At 66.3% G+C, this 21,651-nt stretch carries 10 protein-coding genes; all 10 read left to right on the forward strand.

Going from position 1 to position 21,651, the window contains the following annotated elements; genetic code table 11:
* Window positions 1-324 precede the first annotated feature (324 nt).
* The 10 genes from QP090_RS36630 to QP090_RS36675 all read left to right on the forward strand — a co-directional run bounded on the left by QP090_RS36630 (window position 325) and on the right by QP090_RS36675 (window position 21,599).
* On the forward strand, window positions 325-1,521 hold the full coding sequence (locus tag QP090_RS36630; RefSeq protein ID WP_432763119.1) for an IS110 family RNA-guided transposase: 1,197 nt from the start codon (window positions 325-327) through the stop codon (window positions 1,519-1,521).
* Between the two features lie 244 nt (window positions 1,522-1,765).
* Entirely contained in the window at window positions 1,766-2,212 is a 447-nt protein-coding gene (locus QP090_RS36635; protein WP_285944359.1) for a tyrosine-type recombinase/integrase, read from the forward strand.
* 265 nt (window positions 2,213-2,477) lie between these two features.
* Complete coding sequence (locus QP090_RS36640; RefSeq protein ID WP_285944360.1) at window positions 2,478-3,953, forward strand: tyrosine-type recombinase/integrase; 1,476 nt, start codon at window positions 2,478-2,480, stop codon at window positions 3,951-3,953.
* A gap of 94 nt (window positions 3,954-4,047) precedes the next feature.
* Window positions 4,048-4,203, forward strand: a complete 156-nt coding sequence (locus QP090_RS36645) for a hypothetical protein (protein WP_285944361.1) — start codon at window positions 4,048-4,050, stop codon at window positions 4,201-4,203.
* 648 nt (window positions 4,204-4,851) lie between these two features.
* Window positions 4,852-6,468 carry a 3'-5' exonuclease gene (locus tag QP090_RS36650; protein WP_285944362.1) on the forward strand — a complete coding sequence of 539 codons (1,617 nt, stop codon included), beginning with the start codon at window positions 4,852-4,854 and terminating at the stop codon, window positions 6,466-6,468.
* 2 nt (window positions 6,469-6,470) lie between these two features.
* Window positions 6,471-10,274 (forward strand): protein kinase domain-containing protein, encoded by a 3,804-nt coding sequence (locus tag QP090_RS36655; RefSeq protein ID WP_285944363.1) that lies wholly within the window; start codon window positions 6,471-6,473, stop codon window positions 10,272-10,274.
* The gene (gene mads7, locus QP090_RS36660) at window positions 10,271-11,902 is read left to right on the forward strand and encodes a methylation-associated defense system protein MAD7 (protein ID WP_285944364.1); all 1,632 of its coding nucleotides are present in this window, start codon (window positions 10,271-10,273) and stop codon (window positions 11,900-11,902) included. Before QP090_RS36655 ends, mads7 begins: the two co-directional genes overlap by 4 nt.
* Window positions 11,899-16,749 (forward strand): helicase HerA domain-containing protein, encoded by a 4,851-nt coding sequence (locus tag QP090_RS36665; protein ID WP_285944365.1) that lies wholly within the window; start codon window positions 11,899-11,901, stop codon window positions 16,747-16,749. Before mads7 ends, QP090_RS36665 begins: the two co-directional genes overlap by 4 nt.
* A 97-nt stretch (window positions 16,750-16,846) precedes the next feature.
* The gene (locus QP090_RS36670; protein WP_285944366.1) at window positions 16,847-21,097 is read left to right on the forward strand and encodes a CHAT domain-containing protein; all 4,251 of its coding nucleotides are present in this window, start codon (window positions 16,847-16,849) and stop codon (window positions 21,095-21,097) included.
* 19 nt (window positions 21,098-21,116) lie between these two features.
* Window positions 21,117-21,599 (forward strand): hypothetical protein, encoded by a 483-nt coding sequence (locus QP090_RS36675; RefSeq protein ID WP_285944367.1) that lies wholly within the window; start codon window positions 21,117-21,119, stop codon window positions 21,597-21,599.
* The last annotated feature ends 52 nt before the right edge of the window (window positions 21,600-21,651 follow it).

Raw genomic sequence — 21,651 nt, forward strand, 5'->3', positions numbered from 1 at the left:
TCCCCGCAGACAGCGCCCGCCCCTTGCTGCCGACCTGCTTGCGGTGCCGGCCGACGACCCCGGTGACGTACTGCAGGGTCTGACGCGACAACGGCAGCGAAGAACGATAGAAAAGCATGTGAAGCCATAACAATGGGGTGGTGGTCCAAGGGGGCCGGGTGTGGCTTATGTGAAGCTGCCGTTGATGGCTTGAGAGGCAAGGCCGCCCGATCCCCTGGACGCTCTGACCACTGATTGAGAGCTGCGGATCATCGCTGTTTATGGCTTCGTCGGCGGGGCGTTCCTTGGACCACAGAGGCATAGCCTGAGGTGGGAAGGAACCCCCTGTTGAGCACAGTCCAGCGAGTCTGGGTCGGAGTCGATGTCGGCAAGGCCCACCACTGGACGGTGGCCGTCGACCACGAGGGCCGACGACTGCTGTCCCGAAAGGTCGCCAACGACGAAGAAGCGATCCTGGCTATGATCGCCGCAGCTTGCGAATTGGCCGTCGAGGTCCGGTGGGCGGTCGACATCTCAAGCCGGTTGTCGGCGCTGCTCCTGGCCCTGCTGGTGAGCCATGGCCAGCAGGTGGTGTATGTGCCCGGCCGGACGGTGAACCGCATGGCAGGGGCGTTCGCGGGTGAGGGCAAGACTGACGCCAAAGACGCCCAGGTCATCGCCGACGTCGCCCGGATGCGGTCCGGGTTCCGGCTGCTCACGACCTCGCCGGAGATGATCCACGAGCTCGCACTTCTCACCTCCTGCCGTCGCGACCTGGTCAGCTATCGGGTCCGCATGATCAACCGGCTCCGCGAACTACTGGTCGGCATCTGCCCGGCCTTGGAACGCGAGTTCGAGTACAAATCCCGGACCGGCCTGGTGCTGTTGACCGGCTTCCAGACGCCCGCCGCGCTGCGCCGCATCGGAGTGAAGCGGCTGACCGACTGGCTGCTGCGCCGCAAGGTGCGCTCCGCGGCCGATATCGCCGAACGCGCGGTCATGGCCGGCCGCGCGCAGCAGACAGTCCTGCCCGGAGAGGCTCGGGCCGCCAGGCTCGTCGCGGACCTCGCCCAGCAGATCCTCGACCTGGACGAGCGCGTCAAGCAGCTCGACGCGGAGATCACTGAGGTCCTCGCTGGAGACGAGACCGCCGAGATCATCCAATCGATGCCGGGTATGGGACCACTTCTGACCGCCGAGCTCATCGCACGGACCGGGGACCTATCGAGCTACCGCAACGCAGGGCACCTCGCGGCCCACGCCGGGATCGCCCCCGTGCCCAACGATTCGGGGCGGCGACTCAACAACCTGCACCGCCCCACTCACTACGACCGACGTCTGTGCAGGATCTTCTACCTGTCAGCCCAGACAGCCATGTCCAGACCCGGCCCCTCACAGGAGTACTACCGCAGAAAACGAGACGAAGGGAAATCCCACGTCCAGGCCGTTCTCAGCCTCGCACGCCGCCGAGTCGATGTCCTCTGGGCCATGTCGAGAGATCGCCGCCGCTACACAGCAGTGACGCCGACGATGGCCGCTTGACAGGGCATTGAGATGCCTCTGGTGGGCGCGGAGGGTTGTGAGAGATCACCCGTCCTACCAGGGCTTCTTCACGTTCCAGGGCCCGCCACACCGCCCGCGACCATGCCGTGATCACCCATCCCACGGATGCTGGTGAAAAACGTTCAGTGCATCGTGATATTCATGCGTCCACTTTGCATTCTGTTGATCTGCTGGAAGCGAGTCGAGACCAGCGGTGATGTTCTGAGCCAGTACGCGGTATCGGGTGGCAGGCGTCGAACCGCTTCCGCCTCCGCACGCCGGAACGGCCTACCGCGACGTTCGCCGAAGTGTTCGCGATCGCCGTGAAGGCCCAGCCCCGATACCGGTTGCTCGTCCTCCTGCTGGCCCGAAGAGCGGTAGGCCCCGACGAAGCAACTTCAATCGGATCTGGAAACGCGCCGTGCGGGACGCTGGCGCTAACCCTGCGCTGCACCTGCACGACCTCAAGCACACCGGCGGCACGCTCGCCGCACAGACCGGAGCGACGCTCAAGGAGCTGATGACCGGGCTCGGTCACTCGACACCCCGCGCGGCGCTGATCTACCAACACACCACAAGCGAGCGTGACAAGAAGATCGCCGATGCACTCAACCTGATGATCGAGGGACGGCTCATCGTGCCACCGGCGGCCGACCCGGATGGGCCGTCAGGAGCGCTCATCCCTGCCTGATCTGGCACGGATCCGGCACGAAGACGAAGAACAGCCCCGATGAAGATCAAAGGCCCAGGTCGCCGAACGTCGGTTGACCTGGGCCTTTTAGTGGGAGCGGGCGACGGGAATCGAACCCGCGTAACCAGTTTGGAAGTGGCGATCTTGACCCCGCCGAAGATCGCCGCTAACCCACTAAACTGCAGGTCAGAGACTGTTTCGTATGCCATCCTGTCCTCGCCGATGTCGCTCGGATTTCCATGATCCAGTGACAAATGAGTGACAAATGATCTTGCTCGGGGGGGGCATGGGTTTCACGCGCAAGCGCAAGGGTCCAGAGGGGACCCGATACCAAGCGCTTTACGACGACGCTCGGGGCGTCCGCCAGACCGCCGGCACCTTCGGCACGCGCAAGGAGGCCGACCGAGCCTGGCAACGAGCCGAGTCACGTATCGCCGAGGGCAAGGCAGGCGACCCTCGCCGTGCCCGCCAGACCTTCCGCACCTACGTAGAGGAACGCTGGTTCCCGAACCACCGCATCGAGGCATCAACCCGCCAGGACTACGCATATGCGCTCGCCGCCCACGTCATGCCGTACTTCGGCGACATGAAGCTGCAGGACATCACCTCAGAGACCGTCCGCGAGTGGATCACGCACCGCAAGAAGCAGGGCGCCTCGGCCTACAGCATCAAGTACTGCAAGACGGCGATCCTCAACGCCATCTTCACCACCGCGGTCAACGACGGCGTGCTCGTCTACCACCCCAGCCGCGGCGTGAAGACCGACCCCGTCCCAGAGAAACCGCGCCAGATCATCACCGCAGACCAGTTCGCCCGCATTTACGAGGCCCTCCCAGACGCGGACGCCCAACTCCTGGTCGAGACCGACATCGAGAGCGGCCTCCGCTGGGGCGAGCTGACCGAACTCCGCGTGAAGGACCTCGACTTCGCCACCGGCATCCTCACCGTCAGCCGCTCCGTCGTCGAACTCGTCCCCAGGTTCCACCCGGAGGGCCGCCGCTTCTTGGTGAAGGACTACCCCAAGGGAAAGCGCTGGCGCCGCTTCAAGCTCAGCCCCCAGATCGTCGCCAAGCTCAAAGCCCACGTGGAAGCCAACGAGCTCGCCCCAGACGACCTCTTCTTCAGCCGCCGCCGAGACGAGCCACCCAAACTCGAACTCCTCGACCCCGACACCCTCACCTTCAACGCCCCGAACGGCCGCACCTACACCCACGGAACGATCACGGCCTACAGCCTCGGCAAATGCAAATGCCACCACTGCCGGGCCGCCTACGCCGCCTATCGAGCCGAGCGCCGCGCCCAGGGCAAGGACAACCCCCGCAACCCTCGCGTCATCGACGACGACCCCCACATCTCCGCCAACTGGTTCCGCAAGCACTGCTGGCACCCCGCCCGAGCCGCCGCCAACCTCGGCTGGTCACCTCGCATCCACGACCTCCGCCACGCCCACGCCTCCTGGCTCCTAGCCGGCTGCGCCGACCTCCAGGTCGTCAAAGAGCGCCTCGGCCACCGCAAGATCTCCACGACGGAGCGCTACCTCCACACCCTCCCCACCGCCGACGAAACCGCTCTCGAAGCCCTAGCCAAGATCCGCGCCACCCAGGGGAGCCAGGACGCAGCCCCAGACCTTGAAGCTCAACTCGCCGAAGCCCAAGCGAAGATCAGCCGGCTACAGGCCGTCCTCGCCGACCAGTTGGTTGCGCAACACACTGGGACAAGACCGGACCTGCGCTCTGTGTAGCGCGCCCCCTCAAGGTGGACCTGGACACAGGAGGAATTGATCACTGATGGTCCCCACGTCCCCGAACGAGCAGGAAGGATCTGGTGGGCAGGCCGTGCGGGCCTATCTGGCGTCCAGCCGCGAGGAGATGCGTCAAGCCATCGACAAGCTCCGCAAGCTCGATGGGTCGATCACCTCCAGCCTCTCCCTCCTGACCGACATCCGAGTCGAGGACATCGAACGGCTCGGCGGGATCAGCGAGGACGCCTGACCGATGGAATCGACTCGGGCCGACGCTGCTAGCGCTCCCGGAGGACCTCGGCTTCCCGTTGCCTCCGCTTGATCAACCTTTAAGGCGAGATCCACCACCCCTGCTGACCAAGGGCCCGCGCCCAGTTCGTGGCAGACGAAGTCGACCACGAATGGATCCGCGCGATAGACGACGAGGTGGTCTTCAAGGTCAGGGTCCAGGGGTGGCGCGGGGGCGTGTCTAATGAACGACGGATCGGATGATCAAGAGACGCCAGATGGGCCGACACCGAGCCTCGTAGCACGACCACCTGACCCATCTCCCCCGAGGCTGTCCGTGATACGAGGGGAACCTCACTCAGACCCTCCATCGAAACTGGGGCGCTTCGGCGCGCCTTTGCGTGGCTTCGATGGCATCTGTCAATGAAAATGCATGTAATACGGCCTATATCTGCCGGTTCATGCATGTATCCACCGGCATTGCTATGTATTCGCAGCCTTGCGGATGAAGGTCGGTGGCCCGGGCGGAGACAGGTCCTGCCTCACCGAGAACTTGGAATCCTTGTACAAGGCGCTTACCGGTCGTATATGTCTTAGCAGGGTCCATGGAACACGCGTGGCATCTGCCCGGCCGCTTAAAGGGGTGTGGCCGTCCTGGTGAGGGGGTTGTATGAGAGCGGCGACGGAGCCGCTGCTGGAGACGATGCTGCGCCGACTGATGCAGGATCTCGCCTCAGACGCGCTGGTGCTGTGCGCTGACGGCGACGATCGGCCCGACCTCATCGTGGTCGATCGCACCTATGGATTGGTAGCCATCGACGTTGATGTGACCGAGCACGATCCGGCGGCGCGCGAGCCTTTCGTCCGGCTGAACCGGAAGATCTCGGACCTGCGACTGGAAGCGCCCATACTGGAGCGTTTCCGGCCGCACCGCCTGGTCCTCTTCGGCGGCTGCTCCGAACCACTTGCCGGACCGTCGCACGGCGAACGGCCGCGTGCGCTCGGTCTCGCCGATGTTGAAGATGGAACATGGCTGGCCCGCCTGGAGCCACGGCCGCCCGAGCCGGACGATCTGGCGTCGCTGCGTTCCGCGCTGGCGCCCACATTGACCTTCGACGTCCGGTCTCGGCGAGGTGCTTTCGACCCCGGACGGGGGGAGCGGCATCGGCGGCGGATCGAGCTGGATGCCCGGCAGGCCACTGCTGCCACGATCCCTGTGGACGACGTGCTCCTGCTCTCCGGCCCGCCGGGTAGCGGCAAGACGCTGGTCCTGGCCGGGCGAGCACGGTATCTGGCCGCCCAGCATCCCGACTGGCGCATCGTGTTCCTGTGCTTCAACAATGCGTTGGTGCCGTACTTGCGTCGCCTCGTCGAGGAGCACCCGAACGTCGAGGTCACGACGTTCGGCAAGTTCTCCCACGCCATGAGGCATCGAATCGCCCTCGATGATCCGGCACGGGCCGAGGCCGACGTGGCCGCGGCAGTGGCGAAAGGGATCGACCCCGTCGTGGACGCGCTGCTCATCGACGAGTCCCAGGACTTTCACGATGCCTGGATCAGGTTCGCTCTGGCGACCGTGAGACCACATCGTGGCGGTGCCGTTCTCGCTGGTGATCAAAGACAGGCCCTCTACCGGGACGCGGACCGACCACCGGCCCTCACCGACCGGCGGGTAGCGCAGTTGCGGCTTGAACGTCCCTATCGCAGTACCCGCCAAATACTTGAGGCGGCGTCCACCACGCAGCCAGATGCCGAGTCGGCGGCAGGCGACGCGGTTCTGGACGGGGAGCCGGTAGAACTGATCTGGACAGAGAGTTGGAGCGCACAGGCCGCCGCCGTGGCTTGGGAGATACGACGCATGCTCGACCACGGCGAGCGGGAGCCGCAGGACATCGCCGTCCTCATCACCCAATGGAAGGGATCGCTCGGGCGCCTGCGGACCGCCCTCGGCGAGGCCGAGGTGCCCTACCTCGTGGTCAACCGAGGCAACGCCGCGACGTTCGACCCGCGCACTCCCGAAGTGAAGATCATGACGGTGCATTCCGCCAAAGGCTACGAGTTCGATGTGGTCGTGCTGTTCGGCCTGGAGACCTTGCCCAGCCCTGCCGGCGAGGACCCTGAACGTGATCGGCAGGCGGCTCAACGCGGCAAGGTCGGCTTCGTCGGGATGACCCGGGCCCGTGATCAGCTCCTCGTGACCTACACCCGGGACAGTCCCTATCTCGGTCGGCTCCATAGATGTGCAGGCGTCCATTCGTCCACTTGGCCCGATGACTATGAGGTGTGAGCGTGGCGGAATTGACGGTGATGGGGGATTACCAGGGCCCTGGCGAGCGCAAGACCGCCGAAAGTCTCGCGCGTGATCTCCCCGGCTCGTGGCACGTGATCGCCGGTCGTAAGCTGAGCGGGCCCCGCCGCGACGACCTCGACCTCGTAGTGGTCGGAGACCATGCGCTTTTCGTCCTGGACGAGAAGGCATGGGGGCCGCGGATCGAACTCGGAGACCAGTTCTGGCGGGTCAAGCGCGAGGAACGCCGCAATCCGCTGGACCGGGCCAACCACCTGGCACGCGTGCTCGCAGGGCAACTCCGAGCCCGGGTGTCCGGCTACGGCTCGAAGGTCCGCGGGCGTCCTGTCATTGCCGGCATCGTCCTGTCCCACGACAATGTCGAGCTGGTGGTCGGCCCGACTTACGCCGATGGGGATGCCGTCGTCAAGCTAGCTGGTGCCGCGGCGTGGCTACGGCGGCAGGACGAGGCTTGTGGGGTCGGCCTGCAGGCTGTGCGAGACGAGACCATCGCCTTTCTCCTCGGTCTGCCCGAACGGGAGCTCAAGCCGGAACGCATCGGGCCGTACCAGGTGGTAGGGGAGATCGAGCCCATCGAAACGGCTCGTTGCTTCCACGCCAAGGACGGAGACCGCACGGTGATCCTCCGGTGCTATCCGATGCATGGATGGGGTCCAGATGCCTCGCCACAGGCCATTATGAAGCGGGAGCGGCTCGCCCTGGACCGGCTAGAGGAACGCGACCGCGCCTGGCAGATCCACCCCAGTTTCGAGTACGAGGCACGGCAGTGGATCGTCGTGCCGGTCGTTCCGGCGCACGGCAAGAACTTGGCCGGCTCGGTGCGGATCGATGATCCCGCCAGGGAGGACGGTCGGCTGCCGCAGCAGGTGGCGATCGATGTGGTGACCGACGCCTTCCGGGGCCTGGCCGAGGTGCACGAAGTGGGGCTAGTGCACCGCGGGCTGTACCCCCGCCGCATCTTCTTCGGTCGCGGGCTGCGAGTGAAGTTCAGCGACTTCTACCTCGCACGAGTGGAGGGTGAACGCACCATCGCTCCCCAGATGAGCGCCGACGCCGATCCAGGTGTCCCCTACCGCGCGCCGGAGTGCCGAGATGGCATCGCGTACGCGACACCGGCGTCGGACGTCTACTCACTCGCGCTCGCGCTCAGTGGCTGGGTGCTCGGTGACCTGGCGGCCGAGCCTCAAGTAGAGGCGGTGCGGGAGGCTATCGTCCGGACGCCCGTCATTGGTCCCCTCCTAGCGGACTGCCTTGCCGATGACCCTCGCGAACGTCCGGAGGCCGCCACGGCGGTCACGCGGATCGGTCAGGTTATTGAGGCGATGAACAAGGAGCGCGTTGCCGTGGGGAAGACGGACGCCGCGGAAGAGTTCCGGGTCGGCGGCGTCGTCGCCGACCGGTACGAGATCAAGGAGAGCCTGGGGCAGGGCGGCTTCGCGCACACCTGGCGCGCATGGGACACCTCCGCCGAGGCGGACCGGGTCATCAAGCAGTTCCATGACGACGCCGCCGCCTCTCATGCTCAGCAGGAGTACAAGGCCGCAGACCGCATCCGTCACGACCACTGCGCCAGGGTTTATGACATCAGCCGCGAGAAGCCGGGCTACCTGGTACTGGAGTACATCCCCGGCGACAACCTGAGGGGCTTCGCCGCCGCCGCTTCACCGGATGCGCAGCGCTACCGGACCATCGCCTTGGACGTCCTGTCAGCCCTCGCTCACCTGCACGACCGTAACCTCGTGCATCGTGATGTCACCCCCACCAACGTGATCGTCACCCCGGAGGCTCGCGCCAAGCTCATCGATTTCGGGGTCGCCGGCCGGCCGCAGGCGACCACCGTGGTCGGCACCCCGCCGTTCATGGCCCCGGAACTGCGTGCCGCCCAGGGCGCCACCGCCCAGAGTGACCTCTACGGGTTCGCAGTCACCATGATTTACACGATGCTGGGGCGCTACCCCTACGCCGGCGACCCCGCCCGCGGTGACGACGATCGGGAGCGGTTGCTTCCGCCGACCGACGACGAACGCCGGGCTTGGGGGCGGCTCGGCGCGGCGATGCTGGAGGTGCTGTACAGCGCCGTCCGAACCGACCCCGCCGAGCGTCCCGCATCCGCGAACGAGCTGGCAGCCCAGCTGCAGCTGCTCGACGAGATCGTCGAGCCCCAGGGGGAGCTCCTGGTCAACCCGGTCGTGGACCACCTGCGCGGCCTCTACCGGGCCAGCAGTGTGGGCAACAGCGGCAACCGAGGCCTGGATGACGATTTCGCGCACCGGACCTACGTGCCGACCCTGCTGGACACCGAGTTGCTGCCCGCGATCGCCCGGGGTGAGCTGCGCCTGGTATTGCTGACCGGCAATCCCGGCGACGGTAAGACGTCGTTCCTAGTGAAGATCAGCGAACAGCTCCACCAGGATGGCGCACAGGTCATCAGTGAGAATGCCGCCGGGTGGCGGATGAATCTGGACGGTCACACGTTCGTGGCCGTCTACGACGCCAGCGAGTCGCACGATGGGAAGTCCTCCGACGACCTGATGCGCGAGGCGCTCGATCCGGGTCCGGACGAGGATCCGCAGCGACGCACCGTCCTGCTCGCGATCAACGATGGGCGGCTGCTGCAGTTCTTCACCGACCACGAGGACATCTACGACGACGATGCTCGTGAGGTTCTCGGCCAGATGTCAGGTAAACCCACCGGCGACGAGACGATCGCGCTGGTGGACCTGAAGCGGCGCACCCTGGCCCGCAGGCCCGGTGATGCCCCTAGCCTCGCCGGCCGCATTCTGGACAGCTTCACTGATCCGGAGCATTGGAAGCCATGTGAAGGGTGCCTGTCCCGGGAGGTCTGCCCCATGGTGCGGAACGCCACCGAGCTGCGCGGTCCGGCGCGGCCGGCCGTCGAGGAGCTCGTGGCCACCTCGCATCTGCGGCGCCAGCGCCGCGCCACGTTCCGGGACGTGCGCTCGGCGCTGGCCTGGCTGATCACGGGTGACCGTTCCTGCGACGGCGTGCACCGGGCACGCGAACGGGGCATGGACCTGCGCCGCGCGGGTGATGCCCTCGTCGAGGATTTGGCCTTCGACCCGCGCTCGGCCGACTACCTGGTGCGCGAGTGGGCCGACCTCGACCCGGCGAACACCGCGGCCCCGGATGCTGAGCGGGCCGCCCGCGCCGACCGGTCGGTGGCGGACGATCCGACGGCCTTCGGCGACCGGGATCGTGAGCGAGTACAGCGGCGGCTCTTCTTCGGCCTCTGGAACTCCGGTGGATTGAGGCGGGAGACGGTTCGGGTCTACCGCCATCTCGGCGGTTTCGAGGAGGCGCTGCTCGGTTCCGGTGAACGCCTCGAAGAGACCCGCGGCCGGGTCCTGCGAGGGCTGAGCCGGCTGCTTGGCGCGCCGGGATACCGGGGCGATGACCTGGCCGTCGCGGACCAGGGGGCCGGCGGTACATGGGCGGTGCTCAAAGAGATCCCGGCCGCGGAGTTCTCTCTCGAACGGGTGGAGCACTCGTCCCCATACGTCGAGTGGCGTCCGGACGCACTCTGGCTCGACCACGTCGAGGGACACTCCCTCATCCTCACCCTGGACACCTTCGAGCTGGTGATACGGGCCGCCGATGGCGAGCTGATCGGGGACAGCGCCGCCGACTCCGTCCGCCAGGAGATCGAGACGTTCGCCGCCGCCCTTCGACGGAGTCCGGCCAATGCCGTCAGCATCGTCAATCCCGCCGGAACGGCGCGGAGCGTGAAGGTCGTCGACCAGCGCATCGTCTTGGAGCGAGCATGACCATCGTCATTCCGAAGCAGCTGCGCAGTCTTGAGTTCACCGAGTTGACGCTGGTGGAGCTCAACGACGTCGACGTGGACCGCCTGCTGCCGCACCTATGGGAGCTGGTGATCAAACAGGGCCGGATGTCGTCGGCACCGAAGGACGCCGACGACTATGGCCGCTACCTCGCCGCGCTTGCGGCCAGCGGACGCCTGGACGGGTTCGACGACGAGCAGGGCATGAAGGTGCTCGACGGATGGCTGCGATCGTCCATCGTGCGGATCGGCGCCAAGGGGCGGGCTCGGTCCGGCACGCAGATGGACTACATACAGCCGCTGACCATCGCCAGCTACCGTGCGGGGCTCCCCAAGACCCGCCGCCATCGCCACGCGCACACCTTGATCTACCACCTGCTCATCGAGCAGCTGAGACAACGCGGCGTCGAGGCTCCCGAGCAGAACCTCGGGAACAAGCTCAGAAAAGCGGTGGGCGCTGGAGTGAATATCGGTCCCACAGGCCAGTGGGTACCGGAGTACGACGGCCGGACGGACATCGACATCAATGCGCTGCTGTCGCTGTACTTCTTGGAGGAGTTCACTCCTCTCGGCGCACGGACCGCCCCCCAGGGATTCCGCAGCAGTGTTGTACCGGGAGCAACGCGCGGGCTCGCCGACGACCTGCTGGATTACCTCATCGCCTACGGCGGCCGCCTGACCCCGTCGGCCTTCGTCGATCGGTTCGCGGCGCTGATCTCGCTGCGGCTGTTCCAGCTGCCGCTGCGTGTCGCCCGGGCCGCACGGCACGTTCTCAACACCGGGGAGAAATCCGAGGACATGCGTGACGATGTCGATGCCCCCAACCCCCTGGAGCTGTATTGCGACTTCACTCGCGTACGGGGCGCGGCGTCGGACGAGCTGGCCCGTCAATGCGTGTTGCGGGACCTGGAGATCATGAGCGGCTTCATGCCCAACCGCCTCCTGCTGCGTTCCCTGCGAGAAGCCATGCCCGCCCTCCGCAAGCGTGGTGAGGAAATCAAGAACCTGCCCATGCCGGACGGCCTAGTGGCCATGATCGGCTTGCGGGAGGACCCGTTGATCAGCGCCTACGCAATCATCAAGATGCAGGCCATCGAGGAGGAGACGCGCGAGCACGGCACCGATGAGGATCTGGAGTTCATCGCCTCGGTGATGGACTCCGACGAGCCCTCGATCGAACAGCTCACCACCCTGCTGGTCGAAGGACTGTCCGGCACCGCCCTGAAGAACCAGGTCCGGTGGTTCTCCTCCACCGGCGGGATCATGAAGCCGCACGGGCTGATCACCGGTTCGATGAACTCCCGCCGGTCATGGCGGTACGCGCCGTCGGACGACCTGATGTACGCACTCCTGCTGGTCTGCTTCACCGCGGCCCAGGGCTCTCGCCTCCGGTCCAGGATGCCCATCGCGCAGCTGTTGAAGACCCTGCATGACCGGTTCGGCATCCTCATCGATCGCCCGCCCGCCGCCTTCGACAGCGTCGACAACCGCGCCGCGGCCGCCGCGAACCTCGAGGCGTTCAAGCGCCGGCTCCGGCTGCTCGGCTGCTTCGACGGCCTCAGTGACGACTTCTCCGCCCAGTACGTCCGTAACCCCTTGGAGACAGCGTGAGCGCAGAGCTGCCGCCGACGTTGATCGACCGTATCGCGGACCACCTGGCGAGCCGCCTGGAGCAGCGGCAGCCGGGACACTGCGTCCGCGTCGACGACCTGTCGACCGTGGACGCCCATGCCGTCGCCGACAAGGTCGAGGGTCGGCGGCTCGAATGCCAGGTCCACGTGCTCGCCCATTCCAAGCCGCAGCACCGGCTGGAGATCGGAGCGGACCGGGCGATCGAGCTGCGCAACCGCAAGGGGCCTCCGCTGCTGCTGCTCGTTCCGGCGGGCGCAGGCCATGCGGCCAGCTCACTGGACAACTCCTTCGAACCGCTACCACTGATCACCCTGCTCACGACGGTCACCGGGTCTTTGGAGAAGGACCTGTCCGCGACCGCTGTGGCCGCCCTGGTCAACGAGGTCAAGCGGGTTCTCGGACGGACCCGTCAGGTGGAGCGGTGGGCCCGCTTCCTGGGCGCGGTGGCGGCGGACCCGAGCGACCGCACGGTCGGCCGTCAGCTGTGGCAGGTCGGGCTCGTCCCCGACCTCGGAGACAGCGGGGTCGAGACGAGGCTGCCGCGAAACGCGAAGGCGGTCGGGGCGATCGCCCGGCCCGCGCGTCCGACCGCACGGATCGTCGATCGCCTCGCGGAGGGGGAGGTGACGGCCGGCGCGTTTCGACAGGATCTGCTGAGATTCCTTGAGCGGCAGGCGGCCGGAGCGCTGGCCAATCCGGTGATCTGGGGCCGCGAGATCGAGGAGAACCATGCCGGGGAGCTGACGTTCGAGCGCTGGCCGCTGACCGAGTTCCAGCAGGTCGGCCTGGACAAGATCAAGGTCACCCCGTTCCGTCGGGACAATGGCACGGTCGATCCGCAGTGCAAGCTCCGGCTGTCGCACGATGACGGCCAGCTGTACTGCGACGTCGCGCCCGACCAGCCCGGCAAGGTGACCGTCAAGTGGACGACCGAGCCGTCCAAGACGACTTCGGTCGCCTCGTGGCGCCTGGAGATGCTCCCCCCGTCCGACCTCCGGACGGACGATACGCCGCCGGTGACCACGGCGAAGGTGAAGGGCGATAAACGGCGGGCGACGCTGCGAGTGGACCTCAGCGAGGACGACCTCGCCACGGGCACGCTGTTCGTGATCCGTGTCCGGGCACAGGACGCCGACGGGAACGACCTTGACCTCCAGGATGAGAAGGCGGAGGCCGAAAGCGACCAGTTCGAGGTCAAGCTGCACGAGTACGCGCCACAGCCCGTTCCTCGCGCGGCGGGTGCGGCCTCTCTGCCCGAGGCGGTGCTCGCCATCGCGATCGATGCCGGTGGAGACCTGGCCGAGGGCGCACCGGCATGGGACACCGCCGGGCAGGTGTTCGACCTCCGGGTCGGCGGACGCCGTGCCCGCATCAAGGTGTCGCGGGTGATCGTCGAGTTGCAGCGCCGGATGGTCGGGAACCCCGGCGCGGTGATCGCCTTCGACGCCTACTCTCCGCTCGGTGAGCCGGTAGACCCGGAGAAGGCGGAGCCGCGCGTACTGGAGATCCCCCGAACCCTGGCCGACCGTCGCCGGAAACTGCTCACCGCCCTTGCCGACCGCTTCCCCAGAGACGTGGTCGAGGTGCTGAGCTGGGACGACGGCCTTCGCGACCAGGCGCGGAGCTATGTGCAGAGTTACCGCCGGGCACTCGACAACGCCGACTCACCGACCCGTGCCGCGCTCCTGGCGATGGACACGCTGACGGTCCGCGTCGGCACCGCGACCGACGAGGTGTCCGGGCTCGTCCTGCTGCCCACCCATCCGCTGCGTCTGGCCTGGACGGCGGCGCACGACCAGCTGCTGCGCCAGTGGGCCGACGAGATTGCCCAGGAGGGAAAACGCAAGTCGGCCCGGGCCGGCCGCGTTGATCCGGCCATGGTGTCCCGCCTGTCGCCCGCCAACATGCCGTTCGCAGCGGTCGACCGTCGTGAGCAGCCGCTCGTCTACGCCGAGGAACTGACCCACGGATCGGCCCTCTACCTGCCGCCGGACGCCAAGGAACCGCAGTCGGCCTCGGACATCATCTGCGGGGCGCTCGAGATCCCTCGCGACAACGCGGATCTGTCGGTCTCCGCCGATGCGCTCGGCGACCGCATCCGCAGCTACCGGGAAGCCCACCCCGGCACCGGGACACTACGGATCATGGCGGTCAATCCCGGTTCGGGGTCGGTGCTGCGCCGGGCGCTTGAGCCGCTCGTCCTGCCCGGCGAGGCACCCGGACAGGACGAGCCCGTCCTGGACGATTCGCGGCGCCTCGAGCTCATCGCCTACAGTGACCGGCTCTCCTACACCGATCCGGTCGCCGACCTGCGTGAGCTGCAGCGGGCCGTCGCGTCCGGAGAGATCCGGCGCACCGCCACACACCTCGCGCCATCGATGGGCCTGGCCGCCCGTGAGCTGCGCCGCCTGGCCGAGGACCGCGAGGGGCACCACCTCGCCCTGGTGCAGGACATGGCCCGCGGCCATGTCACCGACTCCGAGGTGGAGACCGGCCAGTGGACTACTGCCTTCCAAGACCTGCTCACCCCGCTGCGGTCCGAGCGTGCTCCCGACGGCTCCGCCACGTGGTACGTGACGCCGGCGCTGAAGCCACGCGGTTCCGGTCGGCTGGAGGGCGACATCGTGGAGGCGCACCGCGCCCACCAGGCCGCCGTCGCCGCCCACCTAGGGCTGCAGGCAGCCGTACCGGCGCTGGGCATCCATCTGGATTCGGAAGACCTTGACAGGCTCCACGCTGCCCATGACCGTGCGGATTGGGTCGTCACCCTGGACCGGGGGATAGGCCCGGAGTTGTTCGAGGAGGCGACGACCGGCGAACCGGACGGCACCCGTTACCTTCTCGACTACACGCCGGACTTCCTCGAAGGGCTCGGCAAGAAGCTCACCGTCACCACTGCGCATCACGGCGAAGTACGGCGCATCCTGGGCGAGGCGCTGCGCGTCCTTGGCCTGGCTCAGGACGAGAAGTCGGTGTCGCAAGCGCTCAGCCGGCTGATGCTCGTCTCCGGGAGACTCGCACTGCGCGTTCTCCGCGAGACCTCACTGTCCGTTGAGGCGGTCAGTCTCGCCGCCGTCATGGCGCATCTGGAGCTTCGCGGTCAGCTCGACGGCCGGATCGTGGTACCCGTCGACGCGCATCCGGAGATCTTCGGCGCCCGCTCACGTGATGGGGACGAGCCGGCCCGGCGGTGCGACCTGCTGCTCGTTCGCGTCACCCAGCGCTCGTTGCGCATCGAGTGCATCGAGGTGAAGGGGCGGCGTGCGGCACAACTGCCGGCGGCGCTGGCCGACGACATCGTCGACCAGCTCGACAACACAGAACGGGTGCTGCAGCGCCAGTTCTTCGCCGTCGACCCACCGCGGCTGGACGGCGCTCTGCAACGTTCCCGATTGGCCGGGTTGCTTCACTACTACGCGGAAAAGTCTTCCCGGCACGGTCTCATCGAGGCCGGTCGACTGACCGAACTGCACCGCAACATTGATCGGATCGAGGAGTCGAACGAGCCCGCCGAGATCAACAAGACCGGCTACGTCATCAGCCCGGGCGGCGCCGCCGGTTTTCCCGCCAAGCACCGCGACGTGTCGATCAAGGTGCTCACCGCCGGCGACCTCGGTAAAGCGGGCTTCACCACGCTCGGCGGCGCGGGCACTCCGCCGAGCCCGGAACCATCCCCTGAGCCGTCCCAGCATCCCGAGGAAGCACCGGCAGACGGGGCCGCCGCCCAGGATGAGGCGCCGAGCGATCCGTCCTCTCAGGCGCCCAAGGGCGACACCGCACCCGCCGACCCCGAAACCGACGATCCGGACGAACCCACGAAGCCCCACCCCTCCACGATCAGCGTGGAGCTGGGCAAGGACGGCGGAGGTACCCCGGTCACCTGGAACGTCAGCACGAAGGGCAGCCCACACGCCTTCATCCTGGGGATACCGGGCCAGGGCAAGTCGGTGACCACCCGGCGGATCATCGGAGAATTCGCCGGTCAGGGGCTGTCCTCGTTGATCGTGGACTTTCACGGCGACATGGCGGCGGACCCCCCACCGGGAGCCCAGGTTATCGACGCCGCGGAAGGGCTGCCGTTCAGTCCCTTCGAGCTCCCGTCAGCGGACACACACTCGCGCAACGCGACCGCGTGGGAGGTCGCCGAGATCATCGGATACGTCTGCGGTCTGGGCGAGATCCAGCGCAGTCATGTCTATGACGGGCTACGGAGTGCCTACGAGACCGCCGGCGGCATCCCCACCATGCAACAATTCACCGCCGCAGTTGAACAAGCGGAGCAGGAGGCACGTGGCAGGAACGCCAGGGACCGCATCCGCCCTCTGACCGACTTCGGGTTGTTTCCCGACGAGCCATCGGACACCTTCTTGTCCTCCTGGAGCGGGGGAGCGGTCGTCGACCTGAGCCGGCTCAACTTGGAGACCGTGCAGCTCGCGGCCGGAGCCTTCCTGCTCCGGAAGATCTACCGGGAAATGTTCCGTTGGGGACAGGCGGACGTTCTACGCCTGGCCGTCGTCCTGGACGAGGCCCACCGTCTGGCCAAGGACGTCACTCTGCCGAAGCTGATGAAGGAGGGCCGCAAGTACGGCGTCCCAGTGGTGGTCGCCAGTCAGGGGATGGCGGACTTCCACCGAGACGTCCTCGGCAATGCCGGCACCAAGGTCATCTTCCGCACCAACTATCCGGAATCCAAGACCACCGCCGGCTTCTTGCGCGGACGTGATGGACAGGATCTGAGCCAGCAGATCGAGCAGCTCGGCGTCGGCAGTGCGTACGTGTCCACTCCGGACCACGTGCGGGCCCGCAAAGTTTACATGCACCAGTGACTACTACGGGCGGAGAATTCCGAAGGTCCGCAAACGGTCGTCGGTCCCTGTTACCTTCGCGCAGAAGGGCGAACCGACAGCGACTGCGGGGGTGCGTGTGGCGGACGTTCTGACGCTGCGGGTCACGGAGTACGACTCACCCACCGAGTGGTGCTGGGAGCTCACCGGCCTGGAGGCGGAATTCCTTGCCGACCATGAGGTGCGCCTGACGGCTGATTCAGCGGAGTACCGGGCGTTCTGCGACCTTCACAAACACCTGACAGTACGAGCGTCTCGTGACCGCAGGCTGCAACACGAAGCGGAGATCCTGCACGACCTTGGGCGCTGGATCGCCGACTCAGTGTTCGGGTCGGGTCTCGGGGACGCCCTGCTGTTCTACGCGCCATGCACGGTTCGGGTGCTGATCCCCGAAGAGGCCAGGGCACTGATCGCCTATCCGTTGGAGGCGGCCGTCTTCGATGACGCGTCGTTGGCGGTGGCCGGCATCAGCCTGGTCCTGGAGGTCGAAGCCGCGTCCACCGCGCCCTTCAGACGGCCGCCGAAAGAACCTGTCGGTGACAGGCTTCGCGTTCTCGGCCTGTTCACCGTTCCGGAGGGCTCTTCCGCGCTGAATTTACGGCGCGAGCGGCGAGAACTCGTCCAACAGTTCAGTTCATGGGCCGCAGAGGGGAAAGCGATCGACCTCCGCATCCTCCAGTACGGAGTTACCCGGGAGCGGCTCAATGACGTCATCGCGGAGGCCGAAGGTTGGGACGTCGTCCACATCTCCGGGCACGGTGCCCGCGGTGCATTGCTGCTCGAGCGATCGGACGGCACCCATGACCTGGTGACGAATGGCGACCTGGTCGAGATGCTCCGGCCCGCGCACCGGCGGCTGAAACTCGTCACCGTTGCGGCCTGCCACTCCGCCGCTCACGCGACGGTGGACCATCTCGGCCTACTGGGGCTCAAACCCGCCGTTCGAGCCGAGGACGCAGAGGAAGAAGGAGACGGTACCGCCGAATCGATGCTCGCCCTGAACTTGGCGCAGCACCTCAGGTGTGCCGTCGTGGGCATGAGATTCCCGGTCGTGGACGGGTTCGCCGCCCTCTTCTCGAAGCGGCTGTACCACTACATGATCAGTAAGGGGCACGCCCTGCCCCGGGCGCTCGGGCTGGCGCTGAAGGACGCCGCTTCGACGACTCCCACCCCAGAATGTCCGGCGCTGTCCCGCAGTACGCCCACCGTCATCGGTTCGTCGGCTGTGGACCTGAAGATCGCCGCCCCGGAGGGACGACCGCGGGAGTTCAGCGACCTGAAGAAGACGGCCCGCCTCGAACAATCCGAACGCTTCGTAGGTCGGGTCGGGGTGCTGGCCCGCGCCAGCGCGGCCCTGGCGCCGGAGAGCGGCAGGGCGGGCGTGCTCTTCCACGGGATGGCCGGAGCGGGCAAGACGTCCTGTGCGCAGGAACTCGCCTACCTGCACAGCGACGGTTTCCGCGAGGTCGTCTGGTATCAGGCACCGCCGGACGGCTCGGAGATCGGTGGGACGCTCGGCGATCTGGCCGCCGCCTTCAAGACGCAACTGCCGCGCCTGCCGGACCTCGATCCCGTTTTCCGGAACGATACGGAGCTGGAGAGTTTCCTGCCGGCGTTGACGGCATTCCTGCGTGACGAACGTGTTCTGATCATGATCGACAACGTGGAGTCACTGCTCACGAGCAAGGACAACTGGCGCGATTCTCGCTGGGGGAGGCTGCTGGAGGCGATGACCGCGCACTCCGGACTGTCCAAGATCGTGCTCACTTCTCGACGTCCGCCGGCGGACCTGCCGATGAGCGTTTGCGTCGAAGCCGTTCACTCGCTCTCGTTGAGCGAGTCCATCCTGCTCGCCCGCGAACTGCCCAACCTTCGCCGCCTCATCGACGGCCACGAGGGACTTGCGGACGATGCCGACAACGAGTTGGCAGCTCGCATTCTGCGCCTGTCGCAGGGGCATCCGAAGCTGCTCGAACTGGCGAACGGTCAGGCGTCCTCGCTGGAGTCCCTGGAGCGATCGCTGGGGCAGGCCGAGGAGTCCTGGACGGCTCGCGGCGGTGTTCCAGAGGGCTTCTTCACCGACGAGGAGAGCGCCGCCGAATCGGCGGACTATGCGCAGATTCTCGACTCATGGACGGAAAGCATCGTCCAGCGGCTTCCCCGACATATTGCCCGGATCTTCTATTTTATTTCCTGTCTACAGGATCGTGACCGTTTCCTCGTGGTGCTCGAAGGAATCCTGGAGCAGCCTCTTCAGTCCGTCGGCGTCCCGACCGAGGTTCTGGTCAGGGATTCGGTAGCCGTACTGTCTGACGCCGCGCTGTTGAGCTTGGACGAGTCCATGCCCGGAACCCGCTATCGCATTCACCCTCAGATCGCGGAGGCCAGCCGTCGTCTAGCGGGCAGCGAAATGCAGGATTTCGTGGATCAGGCGGCCGGGAGTTTCTGGCATGAAGCATTATTCGACAGCTTCAATCCAGCTGGAGAGGACGGGACGGCGGGCGCGATGATGTGGGCTGCGGAGTCGGGTATTCCGTATCTCGTTCGTGCCGGTGAGTGGCAGCACGTGCTGCCGATGCTGGAGATGGCACTCCACTTCGACTCTTCGTCGGCCGCCGCCGCTGCTCGTGTGCTCCCGCTGCTCCGTCAGGCCGTCGGTCGGATCGAAGAGGCAGCCCACCGACGACGCGCCGAACTGATGCTCGCCCAGGCCGAGGCCCGTCTTGATCCCGTAGCGGCGGAGCAGCGGGTTCGCGACCTCTATGAGGCGGTGTGCCGAGAGGGAGACCATCGCCGGGCGAGCCTGGCGGCGGACGTGCTGATCGACCTGATGAACTCTGATGAGCGGCGAAATTCCGAGGCACTCAAGCTCTGTGACGAAATGATCCAGCATACGTCAGCGGCAGGGTACGGCCCGTGGACCCGCCTGGCCGACGAATGTACCAGGCTCGATCTCCTTGCTGAGATCGAGCCTGGCGCGCAGCTTCTCGACAAGTTCATCGAATTGCGGAAACGCGCCGATCAATTGCCCCTTGAATCCTCGGTGAGCGAGGCGGAAGTACCCTGGAAGGTCAAGGAAAGAATTCTCAAGGTAGGATCGAGTATTGCCGTGAGGTCGGGCGCCTGGTCGAAAGCACATGACCTCGATACCGAACTTATCGCGGCGATCGAGACGCGGGGTGCTTCTCCACGGGAACTCGCCCATGCACGACTGGTCAATAGTGAGCGGTTGCTGCACCTTGGACGCCATGCAGAAGCCCGAGCGGCCGTTATGGCATGTCAAGAGGTCTTCGACCGAGAGCACGACGCGCGCATGCTCGGCCAGTGTCGGCTCATGCTGGGACGAATCGAGTCGACCACAACCCAGGGCATGTCGGATCTGATGTGGGAAGGGCTCCGCCATGCCTATCGATCGCGGGATGCCGACGCCATCTCAGTGGCGCATGGATTGATCGCGGAGACCCTCTCTGAAGGAGAGGCCCGCTCGGAGTCCGTGGCCCACGCCATCGCTGCGAGCTTGATCGACGATCTTACTGGCAGTGCCCTTGCGTCTAAGTCCATGCTGCGACTGGCCTCGATTCTAGCCGAGGCAGACCGTCCCGTTCCGTCGAACGTCGGCATTCTGATCGATCTACTGGGCAACATCCCGGGAGTCCATTTTCAGGGGTTTCTGGACGGCCTCGAGTGCGAGTGGGAGGAGATCTATGAACGATACTCATCCCTGATTCTCAGGGGAAAGGTGGAAAGCGCCCACCTCTTCTTCGATGTGCATGAAGCTCTTGCCCTGTGGGAACCGGTCATCGCGGGAATATATCTCGGATTCAACGGCAGCAAAGCGATATCGCAAGAAGTCGAGCGACTGCTCGAAGCGCAGGCAGAAGAGTTGGCATGGGCGGGGATGATCTCGATATTGCGAGAACTCTTGGGCCTGTTCTTCGCCGTTGAGGGCGTTGCCGCGTTGCACCCTGTTCCGGCGGCCGTCGTCGCCCGTGCGATCGAGGTCCGGCGATCGTGGGACCCGTCCTACATCGCCACATCGCAGTATCTTTGGGCGGCCCGTGGGTTGGCACCGCTCTTCCAAGCGGTGGTCGCGGGCGCGCGAGGGAACGAGGAGATCGCCGTGCAGGCGGCCGAGAACCTGGACAGATTCCCCGCCGAGCCGCACATGATCATGCTTGCTCATGGGCTGCGGAGCATCCTGTCCAGAGACTTCGACAACGTCCCCGCGTCTTCGGATGGGCCCACCGCCACTTTGCTGCGATTCGTGCTGGAGCATGCCGCCGCGCCCACTCCTGAGCAACTGCTCCAGGAGTATTCCCATCGTTCTTGATCTCCGGACCGGAGGATGAATGAGAGACCTGCACGCACGGATTGAAGCGCTGACCGATGAACAGGCCGAGGCCGCGCTTGTGCGTGCGATCGAGCTCGGCGGCCGGAGCCTGGACCTTGCCGAGCTTGCTCGCGAACAAGAACGTCTTGAGGAGGCGCTGGGCGACCCCGAACTGGCCGGGTTCATAGCGCCGGGCAAGGCTCCGTCCAACGGTGATCTGGCCAGGCTCGCGCTGCGGCATCTGGCCGACGCGGAGCCCGACCGGGTTCGGCGTGCCGTCGATGACGACGATGGTCGTGTCGAGCGCGCCCCCATCGCGGCGTTCGTCATCGGGGCGCTCGTCCTCTACGTCTTCAGCTCCGAGCTCAAGATCGAGAAGCACCCGGACAAGGGCTGGAGCTTCCGCTTCCACAAGCGACCGTTGAAGGACGGCATGGTCGGCAGGGTGCTGTCGGAGCTGTACAACGCCTATATCGGTGGCCCGCCCCCGCCGGCGCCGTAGGATCCTAGGGTCCCAGGTGTGGAACGAGCCGGTCAGGTAGAGGGCGCCGCCG

Source organism: Actinomadura xylanilytica, from assembly GCF_030283145.1.
Taxonomy (GTDB): domain Bacteria; phylum Actinomycetota; class Actinomycetes; order Streptosporangiales; family Streptosporangiaceae; genus Spirillospora; species Spirillospora xylanilytica.

What these genes read in the sequence shown, in the direction of transcription:
- QP090_RS36640 (WP_285944360.1), top strand. Translation starts at nt 2,478, where the DNA reads ATGATCTTGCTCGGGGGGGGCATGGGTTTCACGCGCAAGCGCAAGGGT.
- QP090_RS36650 (WP_285944362.1), top strand. Translation starts at nt 4,852, where the DNA reads ATGAGAGCGGCGACGGAGCCGCTGCTGGAGACGATGCTGCGCCGACTG.
- mads7 (WP_285944364.1), top strand. Translation starts at nt 10,271, where the DNA reads ATGACCATCGTCATTCCGAAGCAGCTGCGCAGTCTTGAGTTCACCGAG.
- QP090_RS36675 (WP_285944367.1), top strand. Translation starts at nt 21,117, where the DNA reads ATGAGAGACCTGCACGCACGGATTGAAGCGCTGACCGATGAACAGGCC.